The 15989-nt window shown below is 63.4% G+C and carries 16 protein-coding genes; 8 read left to right on the plus strand and 8 right to left on the minus strand.

Annotated elements, in window-relative coordinates:
- Positions 1 to 9 precede the first annotated feature (9 nt).
- From EJ067_RS22175 to EJ067_RS22185, 3 genes are all read right to left on the minus strand, one after another.
- Positions 10 to 960, minus strand: a complete 951-nt coding sequence (locus EJ067_RS22175) for an acetyl-CoA carboxylase carboxyltransferase subunit alpha (RefSeq protein ID WP_126087367.1) — start codon at positions 958 to 960, stop codon at positions 10 to 12.
- 99 nt (positions 961 to 1059) lie between these two features.
- Complete coding sequence (locus tag EJ067_RS22180) at positions 1060 to 1974, minus strand: site-specific tyrosine recombinase XerD (RefSeq protein ID WP_126087368.1); 915 nt, start codon at positions 1972 to 1974, stop codon at positions 1060 to 1062.
- 10 nt (positions 1975 to 1984) lie between these two features.
- A complete protein-coding gene (locus EJ067_RS22185; RefSeq protein ID WP_126087369.1) occupies positions 1985 to 2137 on the minus strand; it encodes a histidine kinase in 153 nt (50 codons plus the stop codon).
- Between the two features lie 206 nt (positions 2138 to 2343).
- On the opposite strand from EJ067_RS22185, the gene EJ067_RS22190 reads away from it, so the two are divergent.
- From EJ067_RS22190 to EJ067_RS22200, 3 genes are read left to right on the plus strand one after another with little or no spacing between them, the layout of a single operon-like run.
- Positions 2344 to 2955, plus strand: coding sequence for a shikimate kinase (locus tag EJ067_RS22190; protein ID WP_126087370.1), 612 nt, complete (start codon positions 2344 to 2346; stop codon positions 2953 to 2955).
- Positions 2952 to 4082: a 3-dehydroquinate synthase gene (gene aroB / locus EJ067_RS22195; protein ID WP_126087371.1), complete on the plus strand. Its 1131-nt coding sequence runs from the start codon at positions 2952 to 2954 to the stop codon at positions 4080 to 4082. The genes EJ067_RS22190 and aroB overlap by 4 nt, the downstream gene beginning before the upstream one ends.
- A gap of 33 nt (positions 4083 to 4115) precedes the next feature.
- A complete protein-coding gene (locus tag EJ067_RS22200; RefSeq protein WP_126087372.1) occupies positions 4116 to 5006 on the plus strand; it encodes a transporter associated domain-containing protein in 891 nt (296 codons plus the stop codon).
- 69 nt (positions 5007 to 5075) lie between these two features.
- Here the strand turns inward: EJ067_RS22200 and EJ067_RS22205 are convergent, their stop codons facing one another.
- The 4 genes from EJ067_RS22205 to EJ067_RS22220 all read right to left on the minus strand — a co-directional run bounded on the left by EJ067_RS22205 (position 5076) and on the right by EJ067_RS22220 (position 10512).
- Complete coding sequence (locus EJ067_RS22205; protein ID WP_126087373.1) at positions 5076 to 6620, minus strand: SpoVR family protein; 1545 nt, start codon at positions 6618 to 6620, stop codon at positions 5076 to 5078.
- A 27-nt stretch (positions 6621 to 6647) separates the two neighbouring features.
- Entirely contained in the window at positions 6648 to 7958 is a 1311-nt protein-coding gene (locus EJ067_RS22210) for a YeaH/YhbH family protein (RefSeq protein WP_126087374.1), read from the minus strand.
- 19 nt (positions 7959 to 7977) lie between these two features.
- Positions 7978 to 9927: a PrkA family serine protein kinase gene (locus EJ067_RS22215; protein ID WP_126087375.1), complete on the minus strand. Its 1950-nt coding sequence runs from the start codon at positions 9925 to 9927 to the stop codon at positions 7978 to 7980.
- 219 nt (positions 9928 to 10146) lie between these two features.
- Entirely contained in the window at positions 10147 to 10512 is a 366-nt protein-coding gene (locus EJ067_RS22220; RefSeq protein WP_126087376.1) for a hypothetical protein, read from the minus strand.
- A 330-nt stretch (positions 10513 to 10842) separates the two neighbouring features.
- Between EJ067_RS22220 and EJ067_RS22225 the strand changes: the two genes are divergently transcribed.
- Together EJ067_RS22225 and EJ067_RS22230 are read left to right on the plus strand one after the other, a co-directional pair.
- A complete protein-coding gene (locus tag EJ067_RS22225; RefSeq protein ID WP_126087377.1) occupies positions 10843 to 11655 on the plus strand; it encodes an alpha/beta hydrolase in 813 nt (270 codons plus the stop codon).
- 96 nt (positions 11656 to 11751) lie between these two features.
- Entirely contained in the window at positions 11752 to 13305 is a 1554-nt protein-coding gene (locus EJ067_RS22230) for an acetolactate synthase large subunit (protein WP_126087378.1), read from the plus strand.
- 24 nt (positions 13306 to 13329) lie between these two features.
- On the opposite strand, the gene EJ067_RS22235 is transcribed toward EJ067_RS22230, so the two are convergent.
- The gene (locus tag EJ067_RS22235) at positions 13330 to 13632 is read right to left on the minus strand and encodes a BolA family transcriptional regulator (RefSeq protein ID WP_126087379.1); all 303 of its coding nucleotides are present in this window, start codon (positions 13630 to 13632) and stop codon (positions 13330 to 13332) included.
- A gap of 135 nt (positions 13633 to 13767) precedes the next feature.
- Between EJ067_RS22235 and EJ067_RS22240 the strand changes: the two genes are divergently transcribed.
- The 3 genes from EJ067_RS22240 (at position 13768) to EJ067_RS22250 (ending at position 15981) form a co-directional block, all read left to right on the plus strand.
- Positions 13768 to 14391: a J domain-containing protein gene (locus EJ067_RS22240; protein WP_126087380.1), complete on the plus strand. Its 624-nt coding sequence runs from the start codon at positions 13768 to 13770 to the stop codon at positions 14389 to 14391.
- A gap of 123 nt (positions 14392 to 14514) precedes the next feature.
- Positions 14515 to 15501: a cobaltochelatase subunit CobS gene (gene cobS, locus EJ067_RS22245; RefSeq protein ID WP_126087381.1), complete on the plus strand. Its 987-nt coding sequence runs from the start codon at positions 14515 to 14517 to the stop codon at positions 15499 to 15501.
- Between the two features lie 9 nt (positions 15502 to 15510).
- Positions 15511 to 15981, plus strand: coding sequence for a hypothetical protein (locus EJ067_RS22250; RefSeq protein ID WP_126087382.1), 471 nt, complete (start codon positions 15511 to 15513; stop codon positions 15979 to 15981).
- The last annotated feature ends 8 nt before the right edge of the window (positions 15982 to 15989 follow it).

Genomic DNA, 15989 nt, shown 5'->3' on the forward strand with positions numbered 1-15989 from the left:
ACGGCGGGGTCAGAGGCTGCGGCCCATCGCCAGATATTTCTCGCGGCGCTGCTCGCGGAAGTCGGTGTTGGCGCCGGCAAAGTCCTTCATGGTCTTGGCGATCAGGTCGCCGGTGGCGGCAATCACCGTTTCCGGCGCGCGCTGGGCGCCGCCCATCGGCTCGGGGACGATGGCGTCGATGATCTTCATTTCGAAAAGATCCTGGGCGGTGATCTTCATGTTGGTCGCCGCGTCCTTGGAACGGGTGGTGTCGCGCCAGAGAATCGAGGCTGCGCCCTCGGGCGAGATCACCGAATAGATGGCGTGCTCCAGCATGTAGACGCGGTTGGCGGTGGCGATCGCGATGGCGCCGCCGGAGCCGCCTTCGCCGATGACGACGGAAATCGACGGCACCTTCAGCGCCAGGCAGGCCGAGGTCGAGCGCGCGATGGCCTCGGCCTGGCCGCGCTCCTCGGCGCCGACGCCGGGATAGGCGCCGGCGGTGTCCACCAGCGTCAGCAGCGGGATGTTGAAGCGGTCGGCAAGCTCCATCAATCGCACCGCCTTGCGGTAGCCTTCGGGCCGCACCGAGCCGAAATTGTGCTTGATGCGGCTTGCCGTGTCCGAGCCTTTTTCCTGGCCGATCACCGCCACCGGCTCGCCGCGGAAGCGCGCGAAGCCGCCGACGATCGCCTGGTCGTCGCCGAAATTGCGGTCGCCGGCCAAAGGCGTGAAGTCGCTGAACAGGCCCTTGATGTAGTCGAGGCAGTGCGGCCGGTCCGGATGGCGGGCTACCTGCACCTTCTGCCACGGGGTGAGCGCCTTGTAGAGGTCGCGCAGCGCATCGCGCGAACGCTTCTCCAGCCTGCTGATCTCGTCGGCGACATCGACCGCCTCGCCGTTCTCCGCAAGCTTCTTCAGCTCAAGGATCTTGAGCTCCAGATCCTGCACCGGCTTTTCGAAATCGAGGTAATTGTACATGCTTGGGCGGACCGATCCGTCGGAAGGCAATGGCTGGCGGAACCATGGAAATGCTGGCCCCGGGCGGTGGAACGTCGCCCTCACATAGCGATATGAGGCCTAGTCGGCAAGCGGATGATGATCGTTGACCAGCCGCACCAGCCGCTCCTCCAGCACATGGGTGTAGATCTGCGTGGTGGAGATATCGGCATGGCCGAGCAGTTGCTGCACGGCTCTAAGATCGGCACCGTTCTGCAGGAGATGGCTGGCGAAGGCGTGGCGCAGGACATGCGGCGAGATCTTGGCCGAGGCGATGCCGGCCCGCGCCGCCAAACTTTTGAGATCGCGCGCGAAAACCTGCCTGGAAAGATGGCCGCTGTCGGATGAGGCGGGAAATAGATGGGGGCTGTCGGCAAAGGCCGGCCTGGTTGCCCGTTCCGAAAGCCATGTCCGCATGGCCGCGCGCGCCTTGGCCGACAGCGGCACCATGCGCTCCTTATCGCCCTTGCCACGAACCATGAAGAAGCGGTCGTCGCGCAGCGCCACAGTCACCGGCAGGCCGACCAATTCGGAAACGCGCAGACCCGTGGCATAAAGCACCTCGACCAGGGCGTGCAGGCGTATCGCCGCCAGCCGGTCGCCGTCCGGTGCCGCGGCGCCCGCTTCCTCGGCCGCGCGGTCGAGCAGGCGGCCGGTCTCGGCTTCGGTCATGGTCTTCGGCAGCGGCCGGCCCTTCCTCGGGCTGTCCAGCGTCCCGGTCGGGTCGTCGCCGCGCAGGCCTTCGGCGTAAAGGAATTTGAAGAACTGGCGGATCGCCGACAATTTGCGCGCCTGCGAGGTGGGCGCGAAGCCACGCGCGGCGATGTCGTCGAGATAGGCGCGGATATCGGCCGCTCCCGCTCCCGCCAGTCCGCCGCCAATGGCTTCGGAGGCGTCTTCGAGGTCGCGGCGGTAGGAGGACAGCGTGTTTTCAGCCGCGCCCCGCTCGGCGCTCATCATCTCCAAAAAGGCTTCGATGCGGGCCGCGCTGTTCATCTGGCCGGGGTCAATTCTTCTTCGGATTGAGCTTTTCGGCGGGAATGCGCACGCTCATTTCCGCCTTCTTCGGCTCCACGAACATCGCCAGCGCGAACATCGCGCCATAGATGACGCCTGCAAGAACCGCCAGCGTCACGACAAAGCGAAACAGTGTCGGCATTCAGTCTTCGCCCGTCTTCTTGTTCTGCGATTCCAAACCCTGTGCCCTTATGGGACGCCAATCCGGCCAATTCAAGGAGGAAGGATTGGGCAAAGGATTTGTCGACAAAGGTTCTCGACGGAAAGCAGCACGATCAGGCCCGCCTGCGGCGCCCTGCTTGACGCAAACAGGCTTTTGATGTCGATACGGCGCAAAGAGGGTTCCGCATGAACGCGCTACCAGCAAATCCGCCGGACGAAGGCCGTGTCGCGCTGCTCGAGCGCCTCGGCAGCCGCTGCATCGTCTTTGTCGGCCTGATGGGCGCCGGCAAGACGGCGATCGGCCGCAAGGTGGCTGCGATGCTTTCGCTGCCCTTCATCGACAGCGACCAGGAAATCGAGAGCGTGTCGCGCATGACCGTGCCGGAGTTGTTCGAGCGCTATGGCGAGCCTGAGTTCCGGGCGCTGGAGCAGCGGGTGATCCTGCGCCTGCTCGAGAACGGTCCGCAGGTGCTGTCGACCGGCGGCGGCGCCTTCATGAACGCACAGACGCGCGAGGCGATCGCCGGCCACGGCGTCTCTGTCTGGCTGAAGGCCGATCTCGATCTCCTCATGGAGCGGGTCTCGAAGAAGCAGAACCGGCCGCTGTTGAAGAATCCCGATCCGCGCGGCGTGCTGGAGAAGCTGATGGGCGAGCGCTACCCGGTCTATGCCTCGGCCGACATCACGGTTCCGACCCGCGACGACCGCAAGGAGGTCATTGCCGGCGAGGTGGTGTGCGCGCTTTGCGCCTATCTCGGGATCGCCGCCATCGCCACCAGCGGCGAGGTGGAACAGTGAGCCATACCGAACCGGTGAAGGTCGAGGTCGGGCTCGGCGAGCGCGCCTATGACATACTGATCGGGCCTGGCTTGCTCTCCGCAGCCGGAACCGAAATCGCGGGCCGCCTTCCCGGCACGCGCGCGGTCATCGTCACCGACGAGAATGTTGCCGCAGCGCATCTCGAAAGGCTGAAGGCCGGCCTGGCAAAAGGCGGCATCCAAGCCGCCGTCATCACGCTGCCGGCCGGCGAAAGGACCAAGAGCTTCGCCCACCTCGAAGAGGTGGTCGACGGCGTGCTCGCCGCCAAGCTCGAACGGCGCGACGTGGTGATAGCACTCGGCGGCGGCGTCATCGGCGATCTGGCCGGTTTCGCCGCCGGCATCGTGAGGCGCGGGATGAATTTCGTACAGGTGCCGACCTCGCTCTTGGCGCAGGTCGATTCTTCCGTCGGCGGCAAGACCGGCATCAACAGCGCGCGCGGCAAGAACCTGGTCGGGGTCTTCAACCAGCCCAAGCTGGTGCTGGCCGACACCGGCGTGCTCGACACGCTGCCGATCCGCGAGTTCCGCGCCGGCTATGCCGAGCTCGCCAAATACGGGCTGATCGACCGGCCCGGCTTCTTCGCCTGGCTGGAGGAGAACTGGCAAAAGGTATTCGCCGGCGGCCAGCAGCGGACCGAAGCCATCGCCGAGGCCTGCCGCGCCAAGGCCGACGTGGTCGCCCGCGACGAGTTCGAGACCGGCGATCGCGCGCTGCTCAATCTCGGCCACACTTTCGGCCATGCGCTCGAAGCCGCCACGAACTACGACGGCGCCCGTCTCGTCCATGGCGAGGGCGTCGCCATCGGCATGGCGCTGGCGCACCGTTTTTCCGCGCGCCTCAACCTGGCGAGCCCTGACGATGCCGAGCGCGTGGAGGCGCATCTTCGCGCCGTCGGCCTGCCCTGGCGGATGGCCGACATATCCGGCGAATTGCCGGATGCCGAGGCGCTTCTTGGCTTCATCACCCAGGATAAGAAGGTCTCGCGCGGCGCGCTCACCTTCATCCTGACGCGCGGCGTCGGCCAGGCCTTCATCGCCAAGGACGTGCCGCCCTCGGAAGTGCTGTCGTTCCTCAAGGCGAGCCATCCCGAATGCTCAAGATGAGACATTCCGAATGCTCAAGATGAGCCATTCCAGATGATCGACGCCGGCTGGATCGCCGCAGCCGTCCTTGCCGCTGTCGTCGTGCTGGCGCTTCTCTTGCGCACGCGTCTGTTCGCGGCGCTCGGCTACAGCCTGCAGCCGATCAAGCCGACGGCCCTCGAGGACGACGAGCCGGACGAGAACGGCGACGACACCCGCCGCAACGGGCAGGCGCGCGAGGACCGCAACCGGCTGGGCGCGCTATTCGATCTCGAGGAGCTCGAGGTTTCGGACGTGATGGTCCATCGCACCAACATGCGCTCGGTCAACGCCGACGATCCGCCGGAAATGGTGGTGCGCGAGATCCTGCAAAGCCCGCACACCCGCATGCCGCTCTGGAAAGGCTCGCTCGACAACATCGTCGGCGTGCTGCACGCCAAGGATCTGCTGAGAGCCCTCAACGAGGTCGGCAATGACTTTTCCAAGATCGACGTGACAAAAATCGCGTCGAAGCCATGGTTCGTGCCGGATACGACCACCCTGCAGGACCAGCTCAACGCCTTCCTGCGCCGCAAGGCGCATTTCGCCATCGTCGTCGACGAATATGGTGAGATGGAAGGGCTGGTGACGCTGGAAGACATCATCGAGGAGATCGTCGGCGAGATCGCCGACGAGCACGATGTCGACATGCAGGGCGTCAAGCAGGAGGCGGACGGCTCTGTCGTTGTCGACGGCACGGTGCCGATCCGCGATCTCAACCGGGCGCTCGACTGGGACCTGCCGGACGAGGAAGCGACCACGATCGCCGGCCTCGTCATCCACGAGACGCAGACGATCCCCGAGGAGAAGCAGGCCTTCACGTTCCACGGCAAGCGTTTCGTCGTGATGAAGCGCGACAAGAACCGTATTGCGAGACTGCGGATTCGGCCCGCCGGCGAAGGTTAAGCTACGGCCGGTGCAGGCCGATGCTGACGTCTTTCAAGACGCTCCGCTCGGCGAAGTTGGCTTCCGATCTCAAAGTTCCTTTGTCGAGCGCTCGCTGAGCGTCGCGCCGGTTTCGGCATCAGTCGCCGCCAGGCTGACGTCGTAGCCCCACAGTCTTCGGATATGGCGCAGGGTCGCGTCGCGGCTTGCGTCCTCGAGCAGGATGCCGTCCTTGACATTGTGCTGCAGCCGCAGATGCCGGTCGCCCAGGAGGTCCACGTCGACCACCTGGATGTCGGGCCGGTTCGCCCCCACGTCGTAGCGTTGGGCCAGCGCGGACCGTATCTTGGCATAGCCGCGCTCGTTGTGGATCGAGGCGACTTCGTAATGCGGCTCGTCGGCGCCGTCGGCCAGCACGAAGAGCCGCCATTTCCGGATCAGGGTGGGGCTCAGATACTGGCGGATGAAGGACTCGTCACGGTGATTGGCCCAGGCGTCGAGCAAGGTGTCGCGCCAGTCGCCACGGCCGGCGATGTCCGGAAACCAGTCGCGGTCCTCCGCGGTCGGTTCGGTCGAGATGCGCTGGATGTCCTGCATCATGTCGAGACCCAGCGCATAGGGATTGATGCCGGAAAAACGCGGATCGTCGAACGCCGGCTGGAAAACCACGTTCGAATGGTTGCGCAAGATCTCGAGCATGGCGCCCTCGCTGATGCGGCCGCGATCGAAAAGCGTGTTCATGATCGTGTAGTGCACGAAGGTGGCGCAGCCTTCGTTCATCACCTGGGTTTGGCGTTGCGGGTAAAAATACTGCGCGATGACACGAACGATCCTGACGATCTCGCGCTGCCAGGGCTCTAGGACGAGGCTGTTCTTCTCGAGGAAGTAGAGGAGATTCTCCTCGGGCAGATTGAGCGATTTCTTCCGCTCGGCAAGGATTTCGTCCCTTGCATCGGGCTTGCTCTTTCCCGGCGAGGGCGGCAACGTCCGCCAGAGATCGTTGAAGGAGCGCTCCTCATATTCGAGGCGCTCGCGCAGCCCTTCGCGCTGCTGCTCCGACGACAGCTTCGGTGGCCGGCGGTAGCGGAACACGCCCTGCTCCATCAGCGCGTGGGCGGAATCCAGGATCGCCTCCACGGCGGCCAGGCCATGCCGTTCCTCGCACCGGGTTATGTAGCTCTTGGCAAAATCGAGATAGCTCAGGATCCCCCCGGCGTCCGTCCATTGCCGGAAAAGATGATTGTTCTTGAAGAAATGGTTGTGGCCCAGCGCGGCATGGGCGGTCACCAGGGCCTGCAAGGCCATGGTGTTCTCTTCCATCAGATAGACGATGCAGGGATTGGAATTGATGACCAGTTCGTAGGCCAGACCGCGGGCGCCCTTGCGGTAGAGAAGTTCATCATAGAGGAAACGTTTGCCGAACGACCAATGCCGATACATCAGCGGCATGCCGACCGATGAGTAGGCGTCGAGCATCTGCTCGGAGGAAATGACCTCCATCTGCACCGGATAGATGTCGAGGCGAAGTTCTTCGGTCCCGATCGCCTCGATCTCATCGTAGACCTGCGACAGTTTCGCAAAATCCCAGTCAGACCCGGAAAATAGCAACTCGGATTTGCGCGCCTGACTGACCATCAGCCCTGTCCCATCGACCCCTCGGCCTCACGCACTCTTGCGCAGGGCGGGCTGCCTGGCGAAAAGCTCGCGGAAGACCGGATAGATATCGGCCGGGGCAGCGATGCGCCTCATCTGGAAATTCGGCCATTTTCCGTCGACGGCGTTGTAGGCGCGCCAGAGCGATGTCCCGTTCTCGGTCGAGCCGAAAATGTGGCTTTCCCGTTCGTCGATGATCTCCACATAGGCGAAATACTGGCAAAGGCGCATGAGCTTGCGGTCGAGCAGTTCTATGCAGCGCTCGGAATCGGTGGCGAAGTTGTCGCCGTCGGAAGCCTGGGCGGCATAGATGTTCCATTCGCTGACCGGATAGCGCTGCTCGATGATGCGATGCATTTCCTCGAGCGCCGTGGAGACGACGGTGCCGCCGCTTTGGGTGTGGTAGAAGAATGTGTGCTCGTCCACCTCCTTGGCCTCGTGGGTGTGGCGAATGAAGACGATCTCGGTGCGCTCATAACGGCGTGTCAGGAAAAGGTGCAGCAGCACGAAGAAGCGTTTGGCCAGATCCTTCTCGCGCTCTCCCATCGATCCGGAGACGTCCATCAGGCAGAACATGACCGCGCTTGCATTCGGCACCGGCTGGGGGTCGAAGCGATTGAAACGGATGTCGACCGGATCGACATAGGCAATTCGCTTGCGCCGGCGCTCGAGCCGGTCAAGCTGCTCGCGCAGGGCCGCCACGCGTTCGCGTACCGCCGGGCTTGTCGGCTTGGATGTCAGCTCGGCAATCTGCGCGGCGACCGCGTCCAGCTCCGCCTGCTTGGGACGCCTGAGCGCGATGCGGCGCCCGTGGCTGTTTCGCATCGTGCGTCCGACATTGATGTTCGTCGGCGACCCGCTTGCCGTGAAGCCTGCCCGTCTTGGCTTGAAGCTCAGTATCTGCTTGAGATTGAGCTTGACCAGGTCGGGCAGTTCGAGATCCTCGAAGAAGAGGTCGAGCACTTCCTCGCGCGACAGCACAAAGCGAAAATCGTCTTCGGATTCCGTGGTTCCCGGCGCCGAAGAGCCCACGCCGCCGCCGCCAGGCTTGGGGATCAGGTCACCGGGGCTGAACGATTTATTGCCGGGCAGGATGTGCTGGCGCCGTCCGCTGTCCTTGGCGTCGCTGAAGCTCGGCTCGCTGGTGCCCTTGCGCGGCATCGGCACGGCGAGCTCGCGGTCCAGCTCACCGATGCGGCCCGTGCGGACATGGTCGCGGATGCTCTGCTTGAGCTCTTCCCGGGCGCGCCTGAGGAAGCGCTGGCGATTGCTCAGGCTCTTGTCCTTCGGATTCAGGCGGCGGTCGATGAAGATCGGCATGGAACCGTTCGGGCTTTGCTCAGCCAGCCTTGTTCACGCGCATATACCAGTCGACCAGCCGGCGCACCTGCCGCTGGGTATAGCCGCGCTCCACCATCCGCTCCACGAATTCGTTGTGCCGTTTCTCCGTAACACTGTCCTGCTTGGAGCCGAAGCTGATCACCGGCAGCAGATCCTCGACCTGGCCGAACATGCGCTTCTCGATGACCTCGCGAAGCTTCTCATAACTCGTCCAGGACGGGTTGCGGCCATGATTGCGCGCCCGGGCGCGCAAGGTGAATTTGACCACTTCGTTGCGGAAATCCTTGGGATTGGCGATGCCGGCCGGTTTTTCGACCTGCGACAATTCCTTGTCCAGGACCTCACGGTTGAGGATCTGGCCGGTATCGGGGTCCTTGTAGTCCTGGTCCTCGATCCAGGCATCGGCGTAGGCGATGTAGCGATCGAAAAGGTTCTGGCCGTATTCGCTGTACGATTCCAGATAGGCCTTCTGGATCTCGTGGCCGATGAACTCGGCGTAGCGCGTTGCAAGTTCCGATTTGATAAACTCGAGGTACGCGGCTTCCGTTTCCTTGGGGAATTGCTCGCGCTTGATGGCCTCCTCGAGGATGTACATCAGGTGCACCGGATCGGCGGCGACCTCCTTGGTGTCGTAGTTGAAAGTCTGCGACAGGATCTTGAAGGCGAAACGCGTGCTGACCCCGGTCATGCCTTCGTCGACGCCCGCGGCATCGCGATACTCCTGGACCGATTTCGCCTTCGGGTCGATTTCCTTGAGGTTCTCGCCGTCATAGGCACGCATCTTGGTGTAGAGCGGCGAATTCTCGTGCTCGGCAAGGCGGGTCGAGACCGTAAAACGGCTGAGAATGTCCAGCACCTCGGGGGCGCAGGGACTGTTCGCCAGATCGCTCTCGCGCAGAAGTTTTTCGTAGATCTGCCTTTCCTCGGTGATGCGAAGGCAATAGGGGACCTTGACCACGAGGATGCGGTCGAGGAAGGCCTCGTTGTTCTTGTTGTTCTTGAATTGCTGCCATTCCGATTCGTTGGAATGGGCAACGACGATGCCCTGATAGGGGAAGGCGCCGAAATTCTCGGTGCCGTTGTAGCTGCCCTCCTGGGTTGCCGTCAGCAACGGGTGCAGGACCTTGATGGGCGCCTTGAACATTTCGACGAATTCGAGCAGGCCCTGGGTGGTCCGGTTCAAGCCGCCGCTGTAGGAATAGGCATCCGGATCGGATTGGCTGAAATTTTCCAATTGCCTGATGTCGACCTTGCCGACCAGGGCCGAGACGTCCTGGTTGTTCTCGTCGCCGGGCTCGGTCTTGGCGATGGCGATCTGGCGCAGACGCGACGGCGACAGCTTGACCACGCTGAATTTGGAAATATCGCCCGACAGTTCGTCGAGCCGTTTGGCCGCCCAGGGCGAGATGAGTCCGTTCAGGCGACGGCGGGCTATCCCGTATTTGTCTTCCAGCAGATCGCCCATCCGATCGGGGTGGAACAGGCCGAGCGGCGATTCGAAAATCGGGCTGATCTGATTGCCGACCTTCAGCGTGTAGATCGGGCGCTGCTCCATGAGCTTCTTCAGCCGTTCGGCAAGCGAGGACTTGCCTCCGCCGACCGGCCCGAGCAAATAGAGGATCTGCTTGCGCTCCTCGAGACCCTGCGAGGCATAGCGGAAATATCCGGCAATGCGCTCGATCGTATCCTCCATGCCGTAGAAATCGGAGAAGGAGGGGTACACCTTGATGGTGCGGTTCGAGAAGATGCGCCCGAGCCGCTCATCCTTGCTGGTGTCGACCAGGTTCGGCTCGCCTATTGCCTCGACCATCCGCTCAGGCGCGGAGGCATACATGGATTTGTCCTCGCGGCAGGCTAGCAGATATTGCTGAAGGCTGATCTCTTCCTGGGCTGCGTTGGCGTAAATCTCCGAAAACAGATCGAAGACGTCGGATTGGTTCTCTCGCATGATATTCTGCCCTCAGAGCCGCTCTGGCTTCCAGTCGGCCAAGTCGGCTCGTCTCGTATTCAACTGCCGGAAAGCATTGTGGTTCCCTCACATGAAGGAGAGCGTCTGCAATCGGGCATCGACGTCTCAAAGCACCCGACTCAGACGGAATGCTCACCTATGTTATTAAGGTGGTGATAGCCGGGAGAGCTTCAAGGAGAATCTTGGTTTTTCCCCCGCTTACATGTCGTGGTCGGGAACATAGAGGCAGAATGAGTGCTGAGAGTTCGAGTCGCCGCCGGGCTTGCACTCGTGAAAGAACTCGTCACGCGAGCGCTTGATCCGACTGTCGGAGTAGGGAATGAGCTCTCCCGTGGAGAGCTGGTATCCATATTTCGTTTCCTTCACATCGGCCATGGGTGCCTGATAGCAGTCCATTCCCGAGCAGCATGAGCTGTCATACTGCCAGCCCTTGGGCGCCTGATGGGCGGCGGCCGGAGCCGAAAGGAAGGCCGCCAGCGCAATTGCCGGGAACAGGCGCAGAGACTGCAAACGGCCTGAGCACCCGTTGGCACGCGCGGCTGAAGCTCGATAAGTCTTCGTCATTGGGTGGTCACCCTTCGGAGGCGCCGGCCGATGGCATCGGCTCTCCGGTCAGACTAGCAATCCGCCCGGCATGGACGAGGGCTTCCTCCAGGGCCGGGCCTTCAATCAAACTACCAGCCCGGGGAAATGTTCCATGGTCCTCCTCACGCGGCAGCGTTGCGCGCCGGCGCATCTGAAGGCGCGAAAGAGGGTTGCCGGCTCGCCGTTGGCGAGCCAACTGCGCAGCCGGTGAACAATCCTTAACTGGACGTCTGCCGCGCTCGCATGCACTCTTTGCGGAAGGCGGTCGGGGCGGAAGGGCGGTCGCGCAGGGGGCGGCAGGAGATGATCATGATCGATCGGCGGCGTTTCGTCGTTGCGTCCGTTGCCGCGCTGCTGCCGACGGCTGCGTCATCGGCCTGGCGGCCGCGCCAGCCGGCGCCGCGGACACTCGACTACGGACCGGCCAAGCTCGATATCTATGCGCGCGAGGGCGCCAAGAGCGATCCGGTCGTCTTCTTCATCCATGGCGGCGCCTGGCGGTTCGGCAACCGCGGCAATGTCAATGCCAAGCCGGGCTTCCTGCTCGCCAATGGCTTCGTGTTCGTCTCGATCGACTACCGCATGCTGCCCGCGGCCGACGTCGCCACCCAGGCGAGCGACGTCGAGAAGGCTTACCGCTATGTGCGGGCCAATATCGCCCAATATGGCGGCGATCCCGACCGTATCGTGGTGATGGGCCACTCGGCCGGTTGCCATCTCGCGGCGCTGACGGGTTTTCGCGGCGGCTTGCCCGGTGTTGCCGCGCTGGTGCTCGACGATACCGAGGCCTATGACATCGAGGCCCTGGCCAAGGCGCAGGGCGGCAGGCTGCGTCCGGTCTACGCGCAAGCCTTTTCCGATCCCAGCCAGTGGCGGGCGCTGTCGCCCGCGACCTATATCGGGGCGGCCAGGCATCCGCCCGTGTTCGTCGCCTATTCGAACACGCCGATCCGCGCGGCCGCGGCCCGCGATCTCGCGGACCGGCTGCGGGCAGGGGGAACCAAGGTCACGCTGTTCGACGGCAGCGCCTATTCGCACATGGCGATCAACCGCCGCTTCGGCGAGGACGGCGACGCGTTGACCGCAGCGGTCATGGCTTTCCTGAAGGCGACGGTCGCCTGATTGCCGGCTGGATCACGGCAAAGTCGGGGCCGGACATTGCGGCGCGGACACTTATCGGGTCAATTGTCCGGGGGCCACCGGACAAGAGGGAACGCGATGAATGGCGCGGACGTGCTTTGCGACGTGCTGCTGGCGAATGACGTGAACGTCTGCTTCGCCAATCCCGGTACCTCGGAAATGCATTTCGTCGCCGCGCTGGACCGCAAGCCGGAAATGCGCTGCGTGCTCGGCCTTTTCGAGGGCGTGGTGACCGGTGCCGCCGACGGCTACGCAAGAATGACCGACCGGCCGGCCGCAACGCTGCTCCACACCGGCCCCGGACTGGCCAATGGCCTCGCCAACATCCACAACGCCCGGCGCGCCCGCGTGCCGATGATCAACATCGTCGGCGACCACGCCTCCTACCATCTGCCGCTCGACGCGCCGCTCACCAGCGACATCGAAAGCCTGGCGGCGCCGATGTCGAACTGGGTCCGCCGCATCTCGGGTCCGGCCGACGTCGCGCCGTCCGCGCAAGCAGCCGTCCGCGCATCGCTGACGCCTCCCGGCATCGCGACGCTGATCCTGCCGGCGGACGGCGCATGGGGCGGTGCCGGCCCCGTGCCATCGGCCAGGGCGGCGCCCGTGCCGCCACCCGCGGTCGACATGGATGTCGTGCGCAAGATCGCCGAGGCCGTTCGCGCCTCACATGGTCGTGTCGGCATGGTCCTGCGCGGGCGCGCTGCGCGCCAGCGTGCTTTGGAAATCGCCGGCCGGATAGCGGCCGCCTTGGATGTCCGGCTGTTCAGCGAGGTTCTGGTGGCCCGGATGCAGCGCGGCCGCGGGCGCGTCGCGCCGACCCGCATTCCATACCCGATCGACGCGGCAAGAGCGCTCCTTGCCGATATCGACGTGCTGATCCTCGTCGGCGCGAAGGAACCGGTGGCGTTCTTTGCCTATCCGGGCAAGCCGGGCCGGCTCGTACGCGAAGGCTGTGAAGTGATGACGCTGGCCGAGCATGGCGAAGACCTTGAGGCCGCGCTTGCGGCGCTTGGCGATGAGCTCGGCATCAAGCCGTTACAGCCGGTGTCCGTCGCCACGGCATTTCCCGACGAGCCGAGCCCGCGCGGCACGCTGACCGACGATGCGGTGGCAGTTTCGGTCGCGCGGAAACTTCCCGAGAATGCGATCGTCTGCGACGAGGCCGTCACCTCCGCGCGGCGCTATTTTGCGCTCTCGGCTTTCGCCGCGCCGCACGATTACATGATGGGCACGGGCGGGTCGATCGGCGGCGGCATTCCGATGGCGACCGGTGCCGCAATCGCCTGTCCCGGCCGCAAGGTGATCAACCTGGAGGCGGACGGCAGCGGCATGTACACGGTGCAGGGGTTGTGGACCCAGGCGCGGGAAAGGCTCGACGTTGTGACGATCGTCTTTTCCAACCGGACCTATGCCATCCTGCACGGCGAAATGCGCAATGTCGGGGTGAACGCGATCGGCGAGAATGCCAGGCGCATGCTCGATCTCGATCAGCCGGCGCTGGACTGGGTCTCGCTGGCAAACGGCATGGGGGTGGAAGCGGCCCGTGCCGACACATGCGAGCGCTTCGAGGCGCTGCTCGACAGCGCGCTTTCGCGCCCGGGGCCGTTCCTCATCGAAGCGTTGGTCTAAGCGGGTCCTGGGAGCCCGCGGTACCTACCAGCGCGTCTTTTCGCCGGGCGCGGCCGGCTCGATCGCCAGCGCGTGCACGCCGGCCTTCAGTTCGTCGGCAAGCAGCTGGTTGACGGCGCGGTGGCGGTCGATGCGGCTCATGCCGGCAAAATCCGGCGAGACGATGCGGACACGGAAATGCGTCTCGCCGGTGCCGTCGAAGGTAGCCTCGTGACCGTGCTCGACATGATGATGGCCGGCGTGAAGGTGGCTTTCGTTGATGACGGCGAGCCTTTCGGGCGAAAATGCCGCCTTCAGCTTGTTTTCCATCGTCGACTGTATGGACATCGGGCTTCCCTTCACCACATCTGCGGCGCCGCCGCAAAATCTGCACTTTCGACCGCTTTTAAGCCGTGATTCAGCGGTTAGGGCGATCATCGGCGAAATGTCAATTCTTGTTTCGCACCAGCGAACAGCCCATAAATGGGTGAGATGAAACCGTATCCCAAATATTTCGAGAAAATCCGCATCCGGCCGGAGAAGGACGCGGAGCTGAAGTCGCGCGCCCCGATCTGCCAGTGGGACGGTTGCAGCGAGGCCGGCACCCATCGCGCGCCGGTCGGGCGCCTGAAGGAGGGCGAATATTTCCGCTTCTGCTTCGAGCACGTGCGCGAATACAACAAGAGCTTCAACTATTTCTCGGGCGTGTCGGACAGCGAGATCGCTCGCTTCCAGAAGGAGGCGCTGACCGGCCACCGGCCGACCTGGCGCATGGGCGCAAATGGCGGCGGGATGCGTTCGGCGCCCGATTTCGCGCAGCAGCGTTCGGGGCGCGCCGGCTACTACAACCGCATGCGCGACCCCTTCAACCTGTTCGGCGGCGGAACGCGGGAGGTGCGCGAGCGCAAGGCAAAGCCGCTTGAGGCCAAGGCGCTGGAAACGCTTGGCCTTGATACAAAGGCGACTGGCAAGGACATCAAGGCGCGCTATAAGGAACTCGTTAAGCGCCACCATCCCGATGCGAATGGCGGCGACAGGGGTTCGGAAGACCGGTTCCGCGATGTGCTGCAGGCCTATCGCGTGCTCAAACAAGCAGGATTGTGCTGAGCGGCCCTACGGTCCGTGTCGTTTTCCAACTTTCATAAGCTTGGAAAAGGCTCTAAGACCGCCCCCGAACAAAATCGATTGCCGGCGAAACGCGGCGTTTCGCCCGTGGAGACGTTGATAGTGATGAACAAGGTCGATCGCGACATCGCCAACCTGCCCGACACGACCGTGTCGGTGAGGGAGAAATTCGGCTTCGACTCCAGGATGGTGGTACCCGCCTATTCGGCAGCGACCGAACATGTGCCCGACATCGATCCGGACTATCTCTTCGACAAGGCGACGACATTGGCGATCCTGGCCGGCTTCGCCTACAACCGCCGCGTCATGGTGTCTGGCTATCACGGCACCGGCAAGTCGACGCATATCGAGCAGGTCGCCGCGCGCCTCAACTGGCCCTGCGTGCGCGTCAACCTCGACAGCCATGTCAGCCGCATCGACCTCGTCGGCAAGGACGCCATCGTCGTCAAAGAAGGCCTGCAGATCACCGAATTCCGCGACGGCATCCTGCCCTGGGCATATCAGCACAATGTGGCGCTCTGCTTCGACGAATATGACGCCGGCCGCCCGGATGTGATGTTCGTCATCCAGCGCGTCCTGGAATCGTCGGGCCGGCTGACGCTGCTCGACCAGAGCCGGGTCATCCGCCCGCACCCGGCCTTCCGGCTGTTCGCCACCGCCAACACGGTCGGCCTCGGCGACACCACCGGCCTCTATCACGGCACGCAGCAGATCAACCAGGCGCAGATGGACCGCTGGTCGATCGTGACCACGCTCAACTACCTGCCGCATGACAACGAGGTCTCGATCGTTCTGGCCAAGGCCAAGCACTATCGCGACAGCAAGGGCAAAGAGATCGTCAACAAGATGGTGCGCGTCGCCGACATGACGCGCTCGGCCTTCATCAACGGCGATCTGTCGACCGTGATGAGCCCGCGCACCGTCATCACCTGGGCCGAGAATGCCGAGATATTCGGCGATATCGGCATGGCGTTCCGGCTGACCTTCCTGAACAAGTGCGACGAGCTGGAGCGTTCGGTGGTGGCCGAATTCTACCAGCGCGCCTTCGGCGAGGATCTGCCGGAGAGCGCCGCCAACGTGGTGCTGGGGTAGGCGGAGCCCATGCAAGCAGCCCTGCGGACATTCCTGTGGGGTTTGCTGATTTTTTGCTTATCTGTCTGTCAGGTAGCTATGGCTCAGACCAATCCGTTCAAACCCGGACAGATTTGGACTTACCGCGGGGCGGTACCTGATTCATCTCGGGTGATCGTCGGTGCGGTTGACAGCTTCGATGGCAACCACCAGGCCATCGTGTCGATCTCTGTTACAGACGCGCCGATACCGACCGGTGAAAAACAACTGCAGACCGTTCCTCATATGCCTATTTCGGCTGACGCTCTGAGAGGAAGTGTCCTTGAACTTGAAGGGGTCGGTCCGGTCCCAGGTGGTTTTGAAAATGGGTACCGTCAGTGGCGACAGGCTTATGACTCCGGAAAAGGGGGCTATTTCACAATTTCGGTGAAGGAAATTGTCGGAATTCTCCGTGCTCAGTTTGGCCAGCCGACACCAATCCAACAGCCGGAAGTAAAATAGAGACGCAT

Origin of the sequence: Mesorhizobium sp. M1D.F.Ca.ET.043.01.1.1, from assembly GCF_003952385.1 — a bacterium.
Classification (GTDB): Bacteria; Pseudomonadota; Alphaproteobacteria; order Rhizobiales; family Rhizobiaceae; genus Mesorhizobium.

Bases quoted from the DNA above. Each gene is read 5' to 3' on its own strand.
- EJ067_RS22225 (WP_126087377.1), top strand. From the start codon at position 10,843: ATGATCGATCGGCGGCGTTTCGTCGTTGCGTCCGTTGCCGCGCTGCTG.
- EJ067_RS22205 (WP_126087373.1), bottom strand. From the start codon at position 6,620: ATGGTCAGTCAGGCGCGCAAATCCGAGTTGCTATTTTCCGGGTCTGAC.
- EJ067_RS22250 (WP_126087382.1), top strand. From the start codon at position 15,511: ATGCAAGCAGCCCTGCGGACATTCCTGTGGGGTTTGCTGATTTTTTGC.
- EJ067_RS22220 (WP_126087376.1), bottom strand. From the start codon at position 10,512: ATGACGAAGACTTATCGAGCTTCAGCCGCGCGTGCCAACGGGTGCTCA.
- EJ067_RS22210 (WP_126087374.1), bottom strand. From the start codon at position 7,958: ATGCCGATCTTCATCGACCGCCGCCTGAATCCGAAGGACAAGAGCCTG.
- EJ067_RS22215 (WP_126087375.1), bottom strand. From the start codon at position 9,927: ATGCGAGAGAACCAATCCGACGTCTTCGATCTGTTTTCGGAGATTTAC.
- EJ067_RS22235 (WP_126087379.1), bottom strand. From the start codon at position 13,632: ATGTCCATACAGTCGACGATGGAAAACAAGCTGAAGGCGGCATTTTCG.
- EJ067_RS22185 (WP_126087369.1), bottom strand. From the start codon at position 2,137: ATGCCGACACTGTTTCGCTTTGTCGTGACGCTGGCGGTTCTTGCAGGC.
- EJ067_RS22180 (WP_126087368.1), bottom strand. From the start codon at position 1,974: ATGAACAGCGCGGCCCGCATCGAAGCCTTTTTGGAGATGATGAGCGCC.
- EJ067_RS22190 (WP_126087370.1), top strand. From the start codon at position 2,344: ATGAACGCGCTACCAGCAAATCCGCCGGACGAAGGCCGTGTCGCGCTG.
- EJ067_RS22230 (WP_126087378.1), top strand. From the start codon at position 11,752: ATGAATGGCGCGGACGTGCTTTGCGACGTGCTGCTGGCGAATGACGTG.
- cobS (WP_126087381.1), top strand. From the start codon at position 14,515: ATGAACAAGGTCGATCGCGACATCGCCAACCTGCCCGACACGACCGTG.
- EJ067_RS22200 (WP_126087372.1), top strand. From the start codon at position 4,116: ATGATCGACGCCGGCTGGATCGCCGCAGCCGTCCTTGCCGCTGTCGTC.
- EJ067_RS22175 (WP_126087367.1), bottom strand. From the start codon at position 960: ATGTACAATTACCTCGATTTCGAAAAGCCGGTGCAGGATCTGGAGCTC.
- EJ067_RS22240 (WP_126087380.1), top strand. From the start codon at position 13,768: ATGGGTGAGATGAAACCGTATCCCAAATATTTCGAGAAAATCCGCATC.